Source organism: Aureimonas altamirensis, from assembly GCF_001463885.1.
Classification (GTDB): domain Bacteria; phylum Pseudomonadota; class Alphaproteobacteria; order Rhizobiales; family Rhizobiaceae; genus Aureimonas; species Aureimonas altamirensis.
In genome coordinates, this window is sequence record NZ_BBWQ01000010.1 from 299,762 (window position 1) to 319,261 (window position 19,500).

At 66.2% G+C, this 19,500-nt stretch carries 10 protein-coding genes; 8 read left to right on the forward strand and 2 right to left on the reverse strand.

Features of this window, described 5'->3' with window-relative positions:
- Positions 1-3: 3 nt before the first annotated feature.
- Both AUL31_RS07505 and AUL31_RS07510 read right to left on the reverse strand, forming a co-directional pair.
- Positions 4-1,476: a UdgX family uracil-DNA binding protein gene (locus AUL31_RS07505; protein WP_060603750.1), complete on the reverse strand. Its 1,473-nt coding sequence runs from the start codon at positions 1,474-1,476 to the stop codon at positions 4-6.
- A 1-nt stretch (position 1,477) separates the two neighbouring features.
- On the reverse strand, positions 1,478-2,713 hold the full coding sequence (locus AUL31_RS07510; RefSeq protein WP_060603757.1) for a putative DNA modification/repair radical SAM protein: 1,236 nt from the start codon (positions 2,711-2,713) through the stop codon (positions 1,478-1,480).
- A 307-nt stretch (positions 2,714-3,020) separates the two neighbouring features.
- Between AUL31_RS07510 and AUL31_RS07515 the strand changes: the two genes are divergently transcribed.
- From AUL31_RS07515 to AUL31_RS07550, 8 genes are all read left to right on the forward strand, one after another.
- The gene (locus AUL31_RS07515; protein ID WP_244489344.1) at positions 3,021-4,970 is read left to right on the forward strand and encodes an autotransporter assembly complex protein TamA; all 1,950 of its coding nucleotides are present in this window, start codon (positions 3,021-3,023) and stop codon (positions 4,968-4,970) included.
- Complete coding sequence (locus AUL31_RS07520; protein WP_060603761.1) at positions 4,970-10,333, forward strand: translocation/assembly module TamB domain-containing protein; 5,364 nt, start codon at positions 4,970-4,972, stop codon at positions 10,331-10,333. Before AUL31_RS07515 ends, AUL31_RS07520 begins: the two co-directional genes overlap by 1 nt.
- Before the next feature lie 141 nt (positions 10,334-10,474).
- Positions 10,475-10,711 (forward strand): hypothetical protein, encoded by a 237-nt coding sequence (locus AUL31_RS07525; RefSeq protein ID WP_060603764.1) that lies wholly within the window; start codon positions 10,475-10,477, stop codon positions 10,709-10,711.
- Between the two features lie 151 nt (positions 10,712-10,862).
- Complete coding sequence (gene pgi, locus AUL31_RS07530) at positions 10,863-12,506, forward strand: glucose-6-phosphate isomerase (protein ID WP_082646831.1); 1,644 nt, start codon at positions 10,863-10,865, stop codon at positions 12,504-12,506.
- Between the two features lie 49 nt (positions 12,507-12,555).
- On the forward strand, positions 12,556-15,024 hold the full coding sequence (locus AUL31_RS07535; RefSeq protein ID WP_060603968.1) for a glycogen/starch/alpha-glucan phosphorylase: 2,469 nt from the start codon (positions 12,556-12,558) through the stop codon (positions 15,022-15,024).
- Between the two features lie 128 nt (positions 15,025-15,152).
- The gene (glgC, locus tag AUL31_RS07540; RefSeq protein WP_060603768.1) at positions 15,153-16,424 is read left to right on the forward strand and encodes a glucose-1-phosphate adenylyltransferase; all 1,272 of its coding nucleotides are present in this window, start codon (positions 15,153-15,155) and stop codon (positions 16,422-16,424) included.
- Between the two features lies 1 nt (position 16,425).
- On the forward strand, positions 16,426-17,871 hold the full coding sequence (gene glgA, locus AUL31_RS07545) for a glycogen synthase GlgA (RefSeq protein ID WP_060603971.1): 1,446 nt from the start codon (positions 16,426-16,428) through the stop codon (positions 17,869-17,871).
- On the forward strand, positions 17,868-19,499 hold the full coding sequence (locus AUL31_RS07550; protein WP_060603771.1) for an alpha-D-glucose phosphate-specific phosphoglucomutase: 1,632 nt from the start codon (positions 17,868-17,870) through the stop codon (positions 19,497-19,499). The genes glgA and AUL31_RS07550 overlap by 4 nt, the downstream gene beginning before the upstream one ends.
- Position 19,500: the final 1 nt, after the last annotated feature.

Sequence of the window (19,500 nt, forward strand, 5' to 3'; positions counted from 1 at the left end):
CGGTCAGGCGGCGATGGAGGGTACCGTGTCGCGCACCAGCGCCATATCGGCGTGGAAGGCCCGTTGCTCGGCTTCCTGGGCAGCCCGGTCGGGCAGCCGCAGGATGTAGGCGGGGTGCACCGTCACCAGAAGCCGCGTATCGGCATCCAGGTCGATCAGCCGCGAGCGCGTATCGCGGATGGTCACAGCCTTCCCCAGCACCGCCGTTGCCGCCGTCGCGCCCAGCGCCACGATCAGTTTCGGACGGATCAGCTCGCGCTCGATATCCAGCCACCACCGGCACATCTTCACTTCGCCCGCATTTGGCTTCTGGTGGATGCGCCGCTTGCCGCGCGGCGTAAACTTGAAATGCTTGACCGCATTGGTGACGTAGACCTGCGACCGGTCCAGCCCCGCTTCCGCCAGCGCCCTGTCGAACACCTTGCCGGCCGGGCCGACGAAGGGCTCGCCGGCAAGATCCTCCTGGTCGCCGGGTTGCTCGCCGACGAAAAGGACGGGCGCGTCGGCCGGCCCGCTGCCGAACACGGTCTGCGTCGCAGGCTCCCACAGCGGGCAGGCGCGGCACCGCGATGCCTGCTCGCGTGCTTCCTCGATATCCTCCGGACGCCGGTTGAAGCCTGCGAAGGCTTCTTCCACAGGCTGCGCGGCTTTCGTCATGGCTGCCTTCTCCGCATGGCGCTCATGGCGCAGACCCGGCATCGTGGGTGCGGTTTCCAGCATGCGGCGCGCCGCCTCTTCCGCGCCCTGCACCAGCGGGCGTATCAACTGTGCCTCGGGCAGATTATGCCAGTACTTGCGCGGCATCTCCGATTGCATCGCCTTCACCTTCAACCGGGCCGGATTGAAGATCGAGACATAATAGGTCAGCCACAATGCCTCGACGGCATCCTCGTCCGGCTTGTCGCTGGCCAGCGCCGGCGGGCCGAACTGCAGTTCAGTTCCATTCCAGTGGGCAGAGCGAAGCGGCGTCAGAAGCGTCCACTCCATGCCGGTAAAGCGCCGCGTAAAAAACGGCGCGGTCAGTTCCACCGTGTGATGGAACGGCTCGAACCAGGCTATGTAATGCGCCGCGCCATTGTCGCCCGGCACCTCGCGGAAGCGCACGAAGGCCTTCATCTTGTGGCTGTCCCGCAGAACCGATTTCTGCATGTCCTGCGCACGCCGCACTTCCGGGTCGGACGCAACCTCCAGCAGGCGGCGATCCGTCTGCAACCGCCAGAGCAGGCTATACAGCAGCAGAAACCGTTGCGGATCGCGGTTGCAGGCGGCGTTTCGGGCAAGGTCGATGAAACCGCGCGGCACCTTGGGCGGCGGCGCGCCACCCGGCTTCTGCGGCAGCGGCTCGCCGAACAGGGCGCCCTCGCCCTCCACCACGAAGCTCATCGCCTCCGGCGTCAGCTCATGCGACAGCGCAATCCGGGCCGCTTCGCGCCAGCCATCGAAATCGGCCGGATGGGACAGGGTGGCGGCGAACATCTCAGAACAGGCTCAATTGCTGCGCCGGCGGCACCAGCGCATCGCGTAGATGCGCGCTGTCCGTCAGTCCGCCGGGTGTCCAGTCGAGCGCGGATATGAAGGGGCGCACCTTCGAAACGGATTGGCAAAGCCGGCCGATATCGTCCAGCCGCAGGGTACGATGGCGGCGCGTGGACAGGATGCGATTGACGGACTTCGTGCCAAAGCCTGGAACCCGCAACAGCATCTCCCGGTCGGCCCGGTTGACGTCGACGGGGAAACGCTCCCTGTTCTTCAGTGCCCAGGCCAGCTTCGGGTCGATGGCAAGATCCAGCATGCCATCCGTTCCGCCGGCGACGATTTCCGACCGTTCGAAGCCATAGAAGCGCAACAGCCAGTCTGCCTGGTATAGCCTATGCTCGCGCATCAAAGGCGGGCGGGCCAGCGGCAGCCGGCTGGACGCATCCGGAATGGGCGAAAACGCCGAGTAATACACGCGCTTCAACCGGAACGAGCCGTAGAGATTTTCCGACCGCGCCAATATGGCGTCGTCGTCCGCCCCGTCGGCGCCGACGATCATCTGCGTCGACTGCCCCGCCGGTGCAAAGCGCCGCGGCTTCGCCTTCGCTTTCTTTTCCGGCTCACCCTCTTCGATCTTCAATCGCAGATGGCCCATGGACCGGCGGATATCGCGCGGGTTCTTTTCAGGAGCGAACTGCGACAGGGCGATATCGGTCGGCAACTCGATGTTGACGGACAGGCGATCGGCATAAAGCCCCGCCTCTTCCATCAGTTGCGGTGACGCTTCCGGAATGGCTTTCAGGTGGATATAGCCTGCGAAATTATGGTCGAGCCGCAGGGACTTCGCCACGCGCACCATCTCTTCCATCGTATAATCGGAATTGCGGATGATGCCGGACGACAGGAACAGGCCTTCGATGTAATTGCGACGATAGAAGTTGAGCGTCAGATCGACGACCTCTTCCACGGAAAACCGCGCCCGGGCCACATTCGACGAATGGCGGTTTACGCAGTAGACGCAATCGTAGATGCAGAAATTCGTCAGCAGGATCTTCAGCAACGAAATGCATCGTCCATCCGGCGCATAGGCGTGGCAGATGCCGGACCCCTCGGTAGAGCCGATGCCTCCGCTTTTCAGCGAATTGCGTTTGACCGTCCCGCTCGACGCGCAGGAAGCATCGTATTTCGCGGCGTCGCTCAAAATTGCGAGTTTGTCGAGAAGTGTCGTTCGGGCCATGGACAGAGCATATACCGTTCGCTCTTTGTTCTATCCAGTGACTCATTGTCGCGCAACACCCGCCATTGCGGTTAATGCTTGGTAAATGGGGCGCGGAGGCCCTGTGGGCACGGCTTTCGCCGCTGGTGGACAGATGCGCGCAGTGTGGCGCAAGTCCCACAAAAGCTTCATGGAATGCCCCCGGGGGTGCGCATCGTAGGTTGTCATTTACCGCATGCCCGGCATTTTACCGGATGCGCTCGGGGGAGCGTGACGTATGAAGGGGGAATGTCTCCAGCATTCCAAACGGCGGAAAGTGATTGCGAACGTGCCTTTGCGTAGAACGGGCATCGTCCTGACCTTGATGGCTTCGACCATGTGTTCCGCCCTTCTGGCCGGAACGCCATCGGCGCACGCCTTCGAGCTGTTCGGATTCAAGTTCTTCGAAGGCGAGGATGATTCCGATCCGATCCTCGATCCGGTCAACTACTCTGTCACACTAACGCTGACACAGCCTGTCGACGGGCTTGAAGATGCGTTGGAAGCCGCCTCCACGCTGATCTCCGACGAAGACGAGCCGGTGTCCGGCTCGCTCGGCCTGCTGGCCAAGGCGCGCAACGACCGCAAGCGGCTGGTTGCCGCCTTGTACGAAAATTCCCGCTATGACGGCATCGTCACCATCCGCATCGAGGGGCAGGATATCGCCACCCTGCCGCCGGACACGGCCTTCAATACGGCAGGCACGGTGCCCGTAACCATCACCGTGGAACCGGGGCAGCTTTACAAGGTCGGCCGCGTGGCGATCACCACGGACGGCCCTCCCGTGGTGGACCCGGCGGAGTACGAGCTGACCCGTGGCTCTGCGGCGGATTCGACACGGATCCTTTCGACGCAGAACCGCATCTACCGCGATATCGAGGATACGGGACGCCCCTTCGCGGCCGTCACCCACCGCGACGTCATCGCCGATTCGGCGCGCGGCGAACTGGACTACGAACTGTCGCTCTCTCCCGGGCAGCGCGTGCCCTTCGGCGTAACGAGCGTCAAGGGAACGGAGGCCGTACGCCCCGGTTTCGTCGCCTACATGGCCGGCATTCGCCCCGGCACGGTCTACTCGCGCCAGGAGCTGGCCGACGCGCGCGAGCGCCTGTCCAAACTGAACGTCTTTTCCAGCGTCAATGTGCGGCCCGACAACGGCCAGGTGGCCGATGGGACGCTGCCCGTGATGATCGAGGTGGCGGAACGCCCCTTCCGCCTGTTCGGTGCGGGCGCCACCTTCTCCAATACCGACGGCGCCGGCGTGAACGCCTACTGGCAGCACCGCAACCTGTTCGGCGGGGCCGAGAGCCTGCGCATCGAAGGCGCGGTGACGCGCATCGGCGCAAACGAGATTTCCGATACCGGCCGCGAGACCGACGGGTTCGACTATCGCGGGTCCGCCGTCTTCCGCAAGCCGGGCGTGCTCGGCCCGGATTCGGTCTATATCGGCTCGCTGACCGCGCTGCGCGAGCAGCCGCTTGCCTATGACCGCGCGTCGGTGGCGGGCTACAGCGGCGTCGAATATCGCATCGACAAGCAACAATCCGTCACGGCCGGCATCCTCATCGAATATGAGGAGATCGAGGACTATCTCGGCAAGGAAGACTTCCTGATCGGGTCGGTGCCGCTCAGCTATACCTACGACGCGCGCGACAACGAGTTGAACCCCACCGGCGGCTACCTGCTGAAGGCGACGGCGGAACCCTCCTACGATGCGTTGAACTCCGTGCCCTTCTTCAAGGCCCGTGGCGATGCCTCGGCCTACCTGTCCTTCGACGAGGGCGGCAGGTTCGTGGCGGCCGGGCGGGTGGCATACGGCACCATCCTCGGCGCCGACCTCGAGGACGTGCCGAACGACCGGCGGTTCTATGCCGGCGGCGGCGGCTCGGTCCGCGGCTATGTCTACCAGTCGATCGGGCCATACTTCCCGAGCTTCGCCCTGCCCGGCACCAACCCCAATTTCGTCGATACGCCGACCGGCGGTCTGTCGCTGTTCGAGGCCTCGCTGGAGCTGCGTATCGGCATCACGGAAACCATACAGATCGTACCCTTTGTGGACGGCGGAACGGTTTCCGACGATCTTTTCCCCGATTTCGGCGAGTTCAAGATCGGCGCTGGCGTCGGCGCCCGCTACCTCACAAGCTTTGGCCCGATCCGCGTCGATGTCGGCATTCCGCTCGATCCCGGTCCGCGCGACGGCGATTTCCAGATTTACGCAGGCATAGGGCAGTCGTTCTGATGCTGCAGCTCCGCACCGTCCGCACCCGCATCGCCGCCCTCGCCGCCCTTGGCGGCGCCTTCCTGCTGCCGGCCCCGGCGGCCCATGCGCAAGGGTTCATTGCCAATCAGATCGAAAACCTGATCTCGACCGAGAACGCGCAGGTAGAGATCGAGGGTCTGTCGGGCGCGCTGTCCGGCAATATCCGCATCGAAAGCCTGACCGTATCGGACCCGGACGGCGTCTATCTGACGGCGCGCGATCTGGCGCTCGACTGGTCGCCGACGGCCTTGATCCGTCGCACGGTGGAAATCCAGCGGCTGACGGCCGGCTCCATCGACTTTACGCGGCTGCCCCAGGGCAAGGCCGCAAGCGCCGAGGACGACACCGGCGGTGGCGGCTTCTCTCTGCCCAACATCACGGCCAATGTCGGCGAAATCTCCATCGGGCGCTTTACGCTGGGCGAGGCCGTGGCCGGCGTCGCGGCGGAGCTGTCGGCCAATGGCGGGCTGACGCTGACGCGCGATCCCGCCGCGCTGGACGTGCGCTTTGCGGTGGAGCGGCTGGACCGGCCGGGCACCGTCAAGGCCACATTGGGCTTTGCCCCCGACCAGAACCGCCTTGTCCTCAATGTCGACGCGAACGAGCCGGAGGGCGGCATCATCGCCGGCCTCCTGAAGCTGCCCGGCGCGCCGCCTGTCACCGTCAACGTCACGGGCAACGGTCCGCTCAGCGATTTCACGGCCAATGGCGCGCTCGACATCGCGTCCGAGCGCGCCATCACCATCGAGGCCGCCGTGCAGGATGGCGCCGACGGCCGCCGCCTGACCGCCAATATCTCCACCATCACCGGCCCCTTCGTGCCGGCGCAATACGCCGATATGGTCGGCGAAACGGCCACGGTCGCCGCGGATATCCTGCTGCGCAACGAAGGCGGCATCGTCACCATCAACCGTGGCCAGCTCGTATCGGGTGCATTGCAGCTCGATGCGTCCGGCACCTACGACCCGAACGGCTCCACCAACGATCTGCGCGTCATGCTGGCGACGGAGGAAGGCAACCCCGTGCCGCTGTCCTTCGGCCAGCTCGGCGCCCGCAGTTTCCTGGAAGTGTCCTCGCTGGACGCCACCCTGTCCGGCGCTTTGGAATCGGCCGCACTGACCGTTGAAGCGGCCGCGCGCACCGCCGGCTACGAGGATTACCTTGCACGCGACGTCACCCTGCGCGCGACGAGCCCGGGCTTCAACCTGAATGCGATTTCGGGCCCGTTCCAGCTTGCGCTGGACGCCGCCAGCGCCAGCGCGCCCGAGGGCATCGCGGCAAACGTCCTGACCGGTCCCATCGCCCTGGCTGTCGAAGGACAGCTCACCGAGGGCGAGATCGTCATAGACTCCAACAGCCTGACCACGGGCGCGGCCAGCGCTGCCGTTACCGGAAGGGCGGCGCGCGATTTTTCCACCTTCGACTTCGCCCTGCGCTCCGACGTGGAGAGCGCCGCTTTGGCGCAGCAACTGACGCAATATGCCGGCGAGCGCATCGCCCTCAGCGGTTCGGTTGCGCGCACGGCCGAGGGCTATGAGGGACGCGATCTGTCCATCGAAGGCACGGGACTGTCGGTCGAGGCATCCGGCAGCCTGTCCGGCGAAACCATTTCGGCCAATGCGTCGGGCACGCTCGACCAGGCACAGATACCGGACGCCGGCCTGACCGGCACCGCCGACTTCACCCTTGATGCCGCCGGCACGCTCGGTGCACCGCAGGTCGACCTGACGGTGAACGGCGCGAACCTCGATATTGCGGGGCGCACGCTGCAGGAAGTCACCGCGCGCATAAACGGCACCTTCGCACCGGAGGCACCCAACGGCACGGTCGCGGTCAACGGGCGGTTCAACGATCAGCCGCTGGAAGTAACCGCCGACTTCGATACCGCAGGGGACGTCCGGAACCTGCGCAACCTTGCCATCGTGCAGGGCGACAACCGCGTGACCGGGGCGGTGGCGCTGGGCGCCGACAACGTGCCGACCGGCAATCTCGACATTGCGGCGCCCGACCTGTCGACGCTGGCGGGCCTTGTCGGCCTCGAGGCCAGCGGCGACGTCGAGGGCACGGTTGCCCTGACCGTTCCGGATGGCGCGCCGCAGGCCGTCGTCGACATCCGGTCCGGCTCGATCTCCTTCGGCGAAACCGAGCTGGCCAACGCCACGGTGGACGTCACCCTGTTCGATTACATCAACAGGCCGCAGGCCGAAGGAACGGTCGAGGCCGCCTCGCTTGCCCTGCCCTCCTTGACGGTCGCAGCCCTCGATATCGACCTGTCGCGCCTCAACGATGCGACGGTGATCGATGGCAGCACCACCATCAACAACGTCGCCACCGCATTGAACGGCAGCGTTTCCTCGATACAGGGCGAGACCGCGATCGATCTGCGCCGCCTGACCGCCGACATCGACGGCGCCGCCGTGGCGCTGCGCGAACCGACCCGCGTCACCATCGGGCAGAATGGCGTCAACCTCGGCCGCATCCTTCTGGCCGTCGGCCAGGGCGGACTAGAGCTGACCGGCGCGATCTCGGACGAGGTGCAGCTCGACCTGTCGCTCAATGCCTTCCCCCTTGCCGTCGCCAACCCGTTCGTCGCCGGTCTCGATGCCGCGGGCACACTGTCGGGCGATGTCTCCACTGCCGGGCCGGCCGACAACATCCGGGCCGATTTCGATGTGGCGCTGGCCGGGCTGCAAAGCGCCCAGACACGGCAGGCCGACCTGCCGGCCGTGGACGGCGCCCTGACCGGGCGTTACCGCGGCGGCATCGCAAGCCTTGATACGGCGCGTCTGAATCTCGGCGGGGGCACGGTGAACGTGACGGGCGATGTCGGCCAGACACTAGATGCCGTCCTGACCCTCACCGACATTCCGGTATCCATCGCCAATGGCTTCGTGGCCAATCTCGGCGCATCCGGCACGCTCAGCGGCCGGGCCGAGGCAACGGGCGAACTCGACAACCCCATTATCGTCTTCGACCTCGACGGGCGCGACATCTCGGCCGAACGGGTGGCTGCCGCCGGCACAGGGTCCATGACGATCGACCTTTCGGGCCGGCTGGCCAACTACACCGTCCGGCTGTCACAGGCCGTCGCCAACATCGGGTCCGGCTCCGTCCGCGCCACCGGCAGCGTCGGGCGGGATCTCGACCTGGATCTCGACATCGAAAGACTGCCCGTTGCGCTGGCCAATGCCTTCGTGCCGGGGCTGAATGCCACGGGCGACGTGTCGGGCACGGCGCGGGCCACCGGCACCCTGGCGCGTCCGCAGGCCACGTTCCAGCTTGCGGGCGGCAATCTTGCGGCCGCGCCCCTGCGCCAATCGGGCGTGGATACGGTGGCGCTCGACATCGCCGGAGCCTACCGCGACGACACGCTGACGCTCGAGCGCGGCGACATCCGCGCCGGTGGCGGCACCTTGAACGTCTCCGGAACGGTCGGCGACACACTGGATCTGCAACTGGCCATGCAGCAGCTTCCGCTGGCGCTGGCCAATGCGGCCTCCCCCACCCTCGGGGCGCAGGGGACGCTGTCCGGAACGGCGCGCGCCACGGGCTCGCTGTCGGCGCCGGCCGCCACCTTCGATATCAATGGCACCAACATCTCGGTTGCGGCCTCGCGCGCCGCAGGTGCGCCTTCGGCAAGCCTTGCCGCGGCAGGCGATTTCCGCGACGAAACGGTCGCCCTGCGCACCGCGCGCATCGACCTGTCCGGCGGCGGCAGCATCGTAGCCACCGGCAGCGCCGGACGGCGGCTCAACCTCGACGTGACCTTGTCCGACGTTCCGGCCTCCATCGCGGCGGCGGCCGCGCCGGATGTGGCGCCGCAGGGCACGATCGGCGGCAACATCCAGGCGCGCGGCACCATCGCCAATCCGGATGTCACCTACGACATGCGCGTCGGCGGCCTTTCCCTGGCACAGACGCGAGAGGCGGGTGTCGGTCCGCTGGATGTCGCCGCTCGCGGCACCTATGCACAGAACCGGGTGACCCTGGATGGCAGCCTCTCGGGATCGGGCATCGCCTTCAACGCCGATGGGTCGGTCAACCTGGCGGGCACGCCGGCCTTCGACCTGGCGCTGAACGGCAACGCGCCGCTGTCGCTGGCCAACCGTATCCTGGCCGAGGGCGGCCGCTCCATCCAGGGCGATGTCAGCGTCAATGCGCGCGTGTCCGGCACGGCGGCCAACCCCAATGTCACGGGAACCGTGTCCACCAGCGGCGCCCGCTTCGTCGATACCGGAATCAACCTCGCGGTCGAGAACATCAACACGACGATCGCCCTGTCCGGCGACCGCGCGACGATCAACGCCTTCTCGGCCAATCTCGGCAGTGGCGGCTCGATCAACGTCGCAGGTGGCGTCGGCCTCGGCGCCGGCTTCCCCGCCGACATCAGCGTCACCATCCGCGATGGTCGCTATGCCGACGGCGAACTGTTTTCCACCCGGCTCAACGCAGACCTGACGCTGACGGGCCCGATCACCGGCGCCGCTGTCCTTGGCGGCACGGTGAACGCGCAGGAAATCGCCATCGTCGTACCCGACAAGCTGCCCAGTTCGCTTGCCGATCTGGACGTGCGGCACGTCAATGCGCCGGCGGCCGTGTACCGCCAGCAGCGCGAGATCAATCCGGACTCCGGCGCCAGCGGCGCCAGCGGCGGCGGCATCACCCTGGATCTGACGTTGAATGCACCAAACCGCGTCTTCGTGCGCGGCCGTGGCCTGGACCTTGAGCTGGGCGGCACCATCCGCATCACCGGGCCGGCGTCCAATGTCGGCATCGTCGGCGGCTTCGACCTGCAGCGCGGCCGGTTGCAGATCCTCAGCCGGCGGCTGGATTTCGAACGCGCCTCCCTGTCCTTCACCGGCAATCTCGTCCCGACGCTGGATTTCCTGGCACAGTCGGACACGGGCGAGGCCACCGTCTACGTCGCGGTTACCGGCCCGGCCGAAAACCCGGCCTTCACCTTCAGCTCCAGCCCGGCGCTGCCGCAGGACGAGGTGCTGGCCCGGCTGATCTTCGGACAGGCCACCAGCGACCTGTCGCCCCTGCAGATCGCGCAGCTCGCTTCGGCGGCCGCATCGCTGGCCGGCGTCGGCGGCTCTACTGGGCTTCTGGACAGTCTTCGCTCGCAGCTCGGTGTCGACGACATCGACATCCGCACCACGGCCGACGGACAGGCGGCGGTGGGTGTCGGCCAGTATCTGAACGAGAACACCTATATCGGCGTCGACACCACCGGGCGGGTCTCCATCGATCTGGAGCTCGGGCGCGACATCAAGGCGCGCGCGGCCGTCACGGCCGGAGGCGGCGGCGAAGTCGGCGTATTCTACGAGAAGGAATACTGAGGGCGGCAGCGCCCTCGCCGTGCGGCGCACATTAAAATTTGGTCATAGATGGAACGATTGGTCGCCATGCCTCATTTCAGGCCGATGGGGCGTATCCAATCCTGTCATGTCAAATTCACCTATGACCATGGAGTGTGAACCATGAGCGAAGCACGCGAACCGTCCGAAATCGATTATCGCGTCGGCAGCCACTTTTCCGACCCGGCCGAAGTGGTCGATGACAGAAACCTGTCGCACGGCGAAAAGCAGGCCCTTCTGGAAGACTGGCGCTTCCGCCTGGATGCGCGTGTCGCGCGGGCCGGCACCAGCGATGTCGTCCGGCGGCGTCACGCCTCTCTCGACAAGGCGCTGGACAGGCTGGACGCCACCCGGCACTGACGCCTCCAGCGGCGCCATTGCGCAGCTTATTTCTGCCCTCCCCGCGATCTGCCCCTTTCCGAATGCGGAAAGGCGTTAGATAGTGACCGGGACAACGCGCCGCAGCACCTCTATTGTGCGGCGCAACACAACAGCAGGGCAGGCAGTTAACGTGGCTGATACTCATGGATATGGCGCAGCGGTCCGCACTCTGGCGGAGCGCGGCGAGGCAGCACGCCAACGCGGCATCAAGGCGCTCTTCGAAGGCGCGCCGCAGCGCTTCGACGCATTCAGTGCCGCACTGGACGACCTGACCCTCGATTATTCCAAGACAGCGCTGAGCGCCGACGACCGCGAGGCGCTGTTTGCCTTTGCGCGCGAGTGCGGGCTGGAAGAGCGGCGCGACGCCATGTTTGCCGGCGCCCGCATCAACGCCACGGAAGGGCGCTCGGTGCTTCATGTCGCCCTGCGCGGCCGGCCGGAAGACAATTACGAGGCAGCCGGCGTGTATGTCGGCGACGATGTCGAAGACGTCCTCGCCGCCATGACGCGCTTTTCGGACGGCATCCGCAGCGGCGAGATCGCGCCGGCGCGCGGCGGCCGCTTCACCGATGTCGTCAATATCGGCATCGGCGGCTCGGACCTCGGGCCGGTCATGGCGACGCTGGCTCTTGCGCCCTACCATGACGGGCCCCGCCTGCATTTCGTATCGAATGTCGATGGCGCCCATATCGCCGATATCGTGCGCGGGCTGGACCCGGCGACGACGCTGTTCATCATCGCATCGAAAACCTTCACCACCATCGAGACGATGACCAACGCCGCGACGGCAAGGCGCTTCATCGCCGACGCGCTCGGCGAGGGTGCGGTCGGCGCCCATTTTTGCGCGGTCTCGACGGCGCTCGACAAGGTTGCCGCATTCGGTATCGACGAGGCGCGCGCCTTCGGCTTCTGGGATTGGGTCGGCGGTCGCTATTCGCTCTGGTCGGCCATCGGCCTGCCGATCATGATTGCGATCGGTCCCGACCGGTTCCGCGAGTTCCTGGCGGGCGCCCGCGCGATGGACCAGCATTTCAAGTCGGCGCCGATGGATGGCAACCTGCCCATCCTGCTCGGCCTCGTCGGCTGGTGGCATCGCGTTGCGCAAGATTGCCCTTCGCGCGCCGTAATCCCCTACGATCAGCGGCTGGCGCGCCTGCCGGCCTACATGCAGCAACTGGACATGGAGTCCAACGGCAAGCATGTCGGGCTCGACGGCGAGCGCGTGAAGACGCCGACCGGACCCGTCGTATGGGGCGAGCCCGGCACCAACGGCCAGCACGCCTTTTTCCAGCTTCTGCACCAGGGCACCGACGTCGTCCCGGTGGAGTTCCTGCTGGGTGCGATCTCGCACGAGCCCGAGTTGCAGGATCACCAGGATCTGCTGATCGCCAACTGCCTTGCGCAGAGCGAAGCCTTGATGAAGGGCCGCACCCTGGAAGAGGCGCGCCAGCAATTGCTGGCTGCGGGCCGGTCCGCCGACGAAGCGGAGCGCATCGCCCCGCACCGCGAATTTTCCGGTAACCGCCCTTCCCTCACCATCCTGTATCGGACGCTCGACCCGTTCACGCTGGGCCGCATCATCGCGCTCTACGAGCATCGGGTCTTCGTGGAGGCGCAGCTATTCGGGATCAACGCCTTCGACCAATGGGGCGTCGAGCTGGGCAAGGAACTGGCGACGGGCCTTCTGCCCGTCGTCCGTGGGGAAGCATCGGCGGAGGGTCGCGACGCATCGACCGTCGGGCTGGTGAACGCGATTTCGACATTGAAAGGTTGAGACCATGCCGAACGACGCCACGTTGCCGACGGCCGAGGCCGCCAACCCCATGCGCCGGGCGACGCACAACCCGCTGCCACGCGGCAACGACGCCGATACGCTGGCGCTCGAGATTGTCGAGAAGCTCACCTATTCGCTGGGCAAGACAACCGGCGTCGCCCGCATGTACGACTGGATGGACGCGACGTGCCTGGCCGTGCGCGACCGCATCATCGACCACTGGATCTCCTCGACCCAGAAGGTCAACAAGGACCAGTCCAAGCGCGTCTGCTACCTGTCGATGGAGTTCCTGATCGGTCGGCTCCTGCGTGACGCGATCAACAATCTCGGCCTTGCCGAGCCGGTGAAGCAGGCGCTTGCCCGCTACGGCGTCGAGCTCGACCTGGTCGAGCTGCTGGAGCCGGATGCGGCGCTTGGCAATGGCGGCCTCGGCCGCCTTGCGGCCTGTTTCATGGAAAGCATGGCCTCTACCGAGGTGCCGGCCTTCGGCTACGGCATCCGGTATGTCCATGGCTTCTTCCGGCAGGAAATCGCCGATGGCGCGCAGGTGGAGCTGCCGGAAGACTGGCTGGCCCACGGCAACCCCTGGGAGTTCGAGCGCCGCGAAACCGCCTACGAGATCGGCTTCGGCGGCAAGGTCACCATGGTGGAAGAGCCGGGGCGCCCGCCCCGCTGCGTCTGGCGCCCGGCCGAGCGCGTTCTGGCCGTCGCCTTCGATACGCCCATCGTCGGGTGGCGCGGCAAGCACGTCAATACGCTGCGGCTGTGGAGCGCGCAGGCGCTGGACCCCATCCTGCTCGATGCCTTCAATTCCGGCGACCATATCGGGGCCTTGCTGGAATCCAACCGTGCCGAAGCCATCACCCGTGTCCTCTACCCTGCCGATTCGCATCAGGCCGGACAGGAATTGCGGCTTCGCCAGGAGTTCTTCTTCTCGTCGGCATCGTTGCAGGACATCGTGCGCCGCCACCTGCAGACCTACGATACGTTGGCCAACCTTGGCGACAAGGTATCCATCCAGCTCAACGACACGCACCCGGCCGTTTCGGTGGCGGAGTTGATGCGCATCCTGGTCGACATCCACGGCATGGAGTGGGACGAGGCCTGGACGGTGACGCAGGCGACCTTCTCCTACACCAATCACACGCTCCTGCCCGAGGCGCTGGAAACCTGGCCGATCCATCTGTTCGAGCGGCTGCTGCCGCGCCAGATGCAGATCATCTACGCCATCAACGCCGACATCATCCGCCATGCGCGGCAGGATAAGGGCCTAAGCGACGGCGAAGTCTCGGCGATCTCGCTCATCGACGAAGACAACGGCCGCCGCGTGCGGATGGGGCAGCTCGCTTTCGTCGGCTCCCACGCAGTCAACGGCGTGTCCGCCCTGCATTCGGACCTGATGAAGGAAACCGTCTTCCACGACCTGCACCGGCTGTTCCCGGAGCGGATCGAAAACAAGACCAACGGGGTGACGCCGCGCCGCTGGCTGTTCGAGTGCAATCCCGGCCTGTGCAGCCTTATCGACGAGACCATCGGCACGGCCTACCGCGACGACCTCGACAGGCTGATCGACCTCGACCCCTATGCCGACGACGCCAGCTTCCGCGACCGGTTCGCGGCGGTGAAGTTTGCCAACAAGCAGCGCCTGGCCAAGGTGATCGAAGAGCGGCTTGCCACCTATGTCGATCCGAAGGCCATCTTCGACATTCAGGTCAAGCGCATCCACGAATACAAGCGCCAGTTGATGAACATCATCGAGACGGTGGCGCTGTACGACCAGATCCGCTCCTCGCCTCACCTGGAATGGACGCCGCGCGTCAAGGTGTTCGCCGGAAAGGCGGCCCCCAGCTACCACGAAGCCAAGGAAATCATCCACCTCATCAACGACGTGGCCAGCGTGATCAACGCCGATCCGGCCGTGCGCAACCTTCTGAAGGTGGTCTTCATCCCGAACTACAATGTCAGCCTGGCCGAGATCATCATGCCGGCGGCCGACATCTCCGAGCAGATATCCACGGCGGGGCTGGAGGCCTCGGGCACCGGCAACATGAAGTTTGCGCTCAACGGCGCCCTCACCATCGGCACGCTGGACGGAGCCAATGTGGAGATGCAGGACCATGTGGGCGAAGACAACATGTTCATCTTCGGCCTCAAGGCAGACGAAGTGGCCCGCAGGCGGGCCGACGGCCATCGCGGCCAGCCGCTCATCGACCAGCAGCCGCTGTTGCGCGCCGCGCTGGATTCCATCGAGGGCGGCGTGTTCTCGGAGGGCGAGCCGGGACGCTATCGCAGCCTGACCGGCTCCCTGCGCGACAGGGACTGGTGGATGATCGCCGCCGACTTCGACTCCTACTGGCAGACGCAGCGCCGGCTGGATACGCTGTGGCACGACAAGGCCGACTGGAACCGCATCGCCGTCCACAACACGGCGCGCATGGGCTGGTTCTCGTCCGACCGGTCGATCGGGGAATATGCACGCGATATCTGGCATGCGGGGGCCTTCGAAAAGAAGGGATAAGCCGGCCGGAATTTTAGCCGGGGCGGCATATGGCGTCCGCCCCGGGGGGCGCTATCTTCGATTGCAGATCGGCCGGAGGGCCGGCAAAATGTTCAGTGCCCGCCCACGCGCGGGCGGGGAGGGACTGAATGCCGAATGAGCGCCATGTGGCTCCGATTTCGCGCGATACGATGGCATACGTGCTTGCGGGAGGGCGTGGCAGCCGCCTGATGGAACTGACGGACAGCCGGGCAAAGCCGGCCGTCTACTTCGGTGGCAAGTCGCGGATCATCGATTTCGCCCTGTCCAACGCGGTCAATTCCGGTATCCGCCGCATCGGGGTGGCCACCCAGTACAAGGCCCACAGCCTGATCCGCCACCTGCACCGCGGCTGGAACTTCCTGCGGCCGGGCCGCAACGAAAGCTTCGACGTGCTGCCCGCCTCGCAGCGCGTGTCGGAAGACCAGTGGTATGCGGGCACCGCCGACGCCGTCTACCAGAACCTCGACATCATCGAGGCCTACGACCCGAAATACATCATCATCCTTGCGGGCGACCACGTCTACAAGATGGACTACGAGATCATGCTGCAGCAGCATGTGGACACCGGGGCCGACGTCACGATCGGCTGCCTGGAAGTGCCCCGCATGGAGGCGCGCGGCTTCGGCGTGATGCATGTCGACGAAAAGGGCCGCGTCACCGACTTCATCGAAAAGCCCGAAGATCCGCCGGCCATCCCCGGCCGGCCGGACACCGCGCTTGCGTCGATGGGCATCTATGTCTTCTCCACGGCCTTCCTGGCCGATCAGTTGCGCCGCGACGCCGCCGACCTGAAGTCGGCGCGCGATTTCGGCAAGGACATCATCCCCTATGTCGTCCGGCACGGCGCGGCCTATGCGCATTCCTTCAACCGCTCGGTGGTGCGCTCGTCCAACGAGGCCGACGCCTATTGGCGCGATGTCGGCACCGTGGACGCCTACTGGCAGGCCAATATCGACCTGACGGATATCGTCCCGCAACTCGACATCTACGACCGCGACTGGCCCATCTGGACCTATGCCGACGTGACGCCGCCGGCCAAGTTCGTGCATGACGAGGATGGGCGACGCGGTTATGCCGTGTCCTCCCTCGTGTCGGGCGATTGCATCATCTCGGGCGGATCCTTGAAAAGCTCGCTGCTGTTCACCGGCGTGCGCATGCGCTCCTATTCGCGGCTCGATCATGCGGTGGTGCTGCCCGGCGTCGTCATCGGCCGGCACGCGCGCGTCAGCCATGCCGTCATCGACCGGGGCGTGACGATTCCCGAAGGGCTCGTCATCGGCGAGGATCCGGAGCTGGACGCCCAGCGCTTCCGGCGCACCGCCAGCGGCATCTGCCTCGTGACGCAGCCGATGATCGACAGGCTGACGCACTTTGAGTGACATTCGCGTACTTTCGGTCGCCTCCGAAGTCTTCCCGCTGATCAAGACGGGGGGGCTTGCGGATGTGGCGGGCGCCCTGCCCCTGGCCCTGGAGCGGCTGGGCAGCGACGTCCACACGCTGATGCCGGCCTATCCCAGCATCCTGGATCGCGTCGGCCCGCTGGCGCCGAAGGCACACTTCGCCGACCTCTTCGGCGGCGCCGCCACGGTACTGGCGGCACAGGCGCACGGGCTGCAGCTACTGCTGCTGGACGCTCCCCATCTGTACGACCGGCCGGGCGGCCCGTATATCGGCCTGAACGGCTACGACCACACCGACAATTGGGCGCGCTTCGCCGCCCTCGGCAAGGCCGCGGCCGAGATCGGCCTTGGCGCCATCGACGGCTGGCGTCCCGATATCGTCCACGCGCATGACTGGCAGGCGGCGCTGGCGCCGGTATACCTGGCCTTTGCGCAAGGGCCGCGTCCGCGTACCGTCATCACCATCCACAACCTTGCTTTCCAGGGTGCGTTTCCGCACACGATCCTGCCGGCGCTTGGCCTGCCGGACACCGCCTGGTCCATCGAGGGCGTCGAATATTACGGCTCGGTCGGCTTCCTGAAGGGCGGCCTGCATGCAGCCGATCTCATCACCACGGTAAGCCCCACCTACGCGGCCGAAATCCTGACTCCCCATGGCGGCATGGGCCTCGACGGATTGCTGCGCGGCCGCGCCGAACGCCTGGTCGGCATCGTCAACGGCGTGGACGTCGAGACGTGGAACCCGGCGACCGACCCGGAGATCGCGGCCAACTTCACCGTCGACGACATATTCAAGCGCCAGATCAACAAGCGGGCGCTGGAGGCCGAGTTCGGCTTTGCGCAGGACGATGGGCCCATCCTGGCCGTGGTGTCGCGCCTGACCTGGCAGAAGGGGCTGGATGTCCTCGTCGAGGCGATCGAGCCCATCGTGGCCGGCGGCTTCCGGCTGGTCATCGTCGGCTCTGGAGACCGCCTCCTGGAAGGCGAGTTTCTGGCCGCCTCGGCCCGCCATGCCGAGCGTATCGGCGTGCGCATCGGTTATGACGAGCCCCTGTCGCATCGCGTGCAGGCGGGGGCCGACGCGCTGATCGTGCCATCCCGCTTCGAGCCGTGCGGGCTGACGCAGCTTTATGCGCTGCGCTACGGCTGCCTGCCGGTCGTCTCGCGCGTCGGGGGGCTGGCAGACACCGTCATCGACGCCAATGTGGCCGCCTTGACCGCCGGTGTGGCCACCGGCGTCATCTTCGAGCCCGTCACCCGCGATGCGCTGGTGAAGGGTCTTGTGCGGCTGCGCCGCCTGTACGAGGACCCCGCACAGTGGCGGGACATCCAGTTGCAGGCCATGCGCAGCAATGTTTCATGGGAACTCAGCGCCCAGCGCTATGCCGGGCTTTACCGCGACTTGCTGAAAGATCAGGATCGATGAGCATCTTAACCGTTGAGACCAGACCCTTCGACGACCAGAAGCCGGGCACGTCGGGCCTGCGCAAGAAGGTGCCGCACTTCCAGCAGCCGAACTACGCCGAAAACTTCATCCAGGCGATCTTCGATGCAGCCGACGTACCGGCGGGCGGGACGCTCGTGGTGGGCGGCGACGGCCGCTTCTTCAACCGCGAGGTCGTCGGAACGGTGATCCGCATGGCGGCGGCCAACGGCTTCGGCCGTGTCGTCGTGGGCCGCGACGGGCTTCTGTCCACGCCGGCGGCCTCCAACCTGATCCGCCAGCGCAAGGCGGCGGGTGGAATCATCCTGTCGGCGAGCCACAATCCCGGCGGGCCGGACGGAGATTTCGGCATCAAGTACAATGTCGCCAATGGCGGCCCCGCGCCCGAAGGCGTCACCGAGCGCATCTATGCCCGCACGCGGGATCTGTCCCAGTACCGGATTTCCGATGCGCAGGCGCCCAATCTCTCGCAGCCGGGCACGACGCGGATCGAGGCGATGGACGTCGAGATCGTCGATCCGGTGGCCGATTATGCGGCCCTCATGGAAACCCTCTTCGATTTCGACGCCATCCGCGCCGCCATCGCCGGGGGCCTGACGCTGCGCTTCGACGCCATGCACGCCATCACCGGCCCCTATGCGACGGAAATCCTTGAGCGCCGCCTGGGGGCGCCGGCCGGCAGCGTCGTCAACGCCGTGCCGCTGGAGGATTTCGGCGGCGGACACCCGGACCCCAACGTTGTCTGGGCCGCCCCGCTGGTAGACCATCTGATGAGTGCCAACGCACCGGCCTTCGGCGCCGCTTCCGATGGCGACGGCGACCGCAACATGATCCTCGGCAAGGGCATCGTGGTGACGCCGTCCGACTCGCTCGCCATCCTTGCGGCCAACGCGCATCTGGCCAAGGGCTATGCCGGCGGCATCTCGGGAATTGCCCGCTCCATGCCCACCAGCCAGGCGGCGGACAGGGTGGCCGCGAAGCTGAAGATCGGCATGTTCGAAACGCCGACCGGCTGGAAGTTCTTCGGTAATCTGCTCGATGCCGGCAAGGTGACGATCTGCGGCGAGGAAAGCTCGGGCACCGGCTCGGACCATGTGCGCGAAAAGGACGGGCTCTGGGCGGTCCTTCTGTGGCTCAACATCCTTGCCGTGCGGGGCATGGGCGTTGCCGACATCGTCCATGAGCACTGGAAGACCTATGGCCGCAACTACTATCAGCGGCACGATTACGAGGAAGTCGACAAGAAGGCCGCCGAAGACCTGATGGATTCGCTGCGCGGCCGCCTCGCCTCCATGGCGGGGCAGCGGTTCGGCACGCTGGTCGTCTCCGAGGCCGACGACTTCTCCTACAAGGACCCGGTCGACGGCTCCGTCTCCACCGGGCAAGGCGTGCGCATCATCTTCTCGGGCGGCTCGCGCATCGTCTTCCGCCTGTCGGGCACCGGCACCAAGGGCGCCACCTTGCGCGTCTATCTGGAGCGGTTCGAGGCCAACCCGGACAAGCACGGCCTGCCGGTCGAGGAAGCGTTGAAGGAGCTGATCGACACGGCCGACGCCATCGGGGAAATCCGCAAGCGCACCGGCCGCAGCGAACCCGACGTCCGCACCTGAC

Coding starts and splice junctions, on each gene's coding strand:
- AUL31_RS07505 (WP_060603750.1), bottom strand. CDS start 1,476: ATGTTCGCCGCCACCCTGTCCCATCCGGCCGATTTCGATGGCTGGCGC.
- AUL31_RS07510 (WP_060603757.1), bottom strand. CDS start 2,713: ATGGCCCGAACGACACTTCTCGACAAACTCGCAATTTTGAGCGACGCC.
- AUL31_RS07520 (WP_060603761.1), top strand. CDS start 4,970: ATGCTGCAGCTCCGCACCGTCCGCACCCGCATCGCCGCCCTCGCCGCC.
- AUL31_RS07525 (WP_060603764.1), top strand. CDS start 10,475: ATGAGCGAAGCACGCGAACCGTCCGAAATCGATTATCGCGTCGGCAGC.
- AUL31_RS07535 (WP_060603968.1), top strand. CDS start 12,556: ATGCGCCGGGCGACGCACAACCCGCTGCCACGCGGCAACGACGCCGAT.
- glgC (WP_060603768.1), top strand. CDS start 15,153: ATGCCGAATGAGCGCCATGTGGCTCCGATTTCGCGCGATACGATGGCA.
- AUL31_RS07550 (WP_060603771.1), top strand. CDS start 17,868: ATGAGCATCTTAACCGTTGAGACCAGACCCTTCGACGACCAGAAGCCG.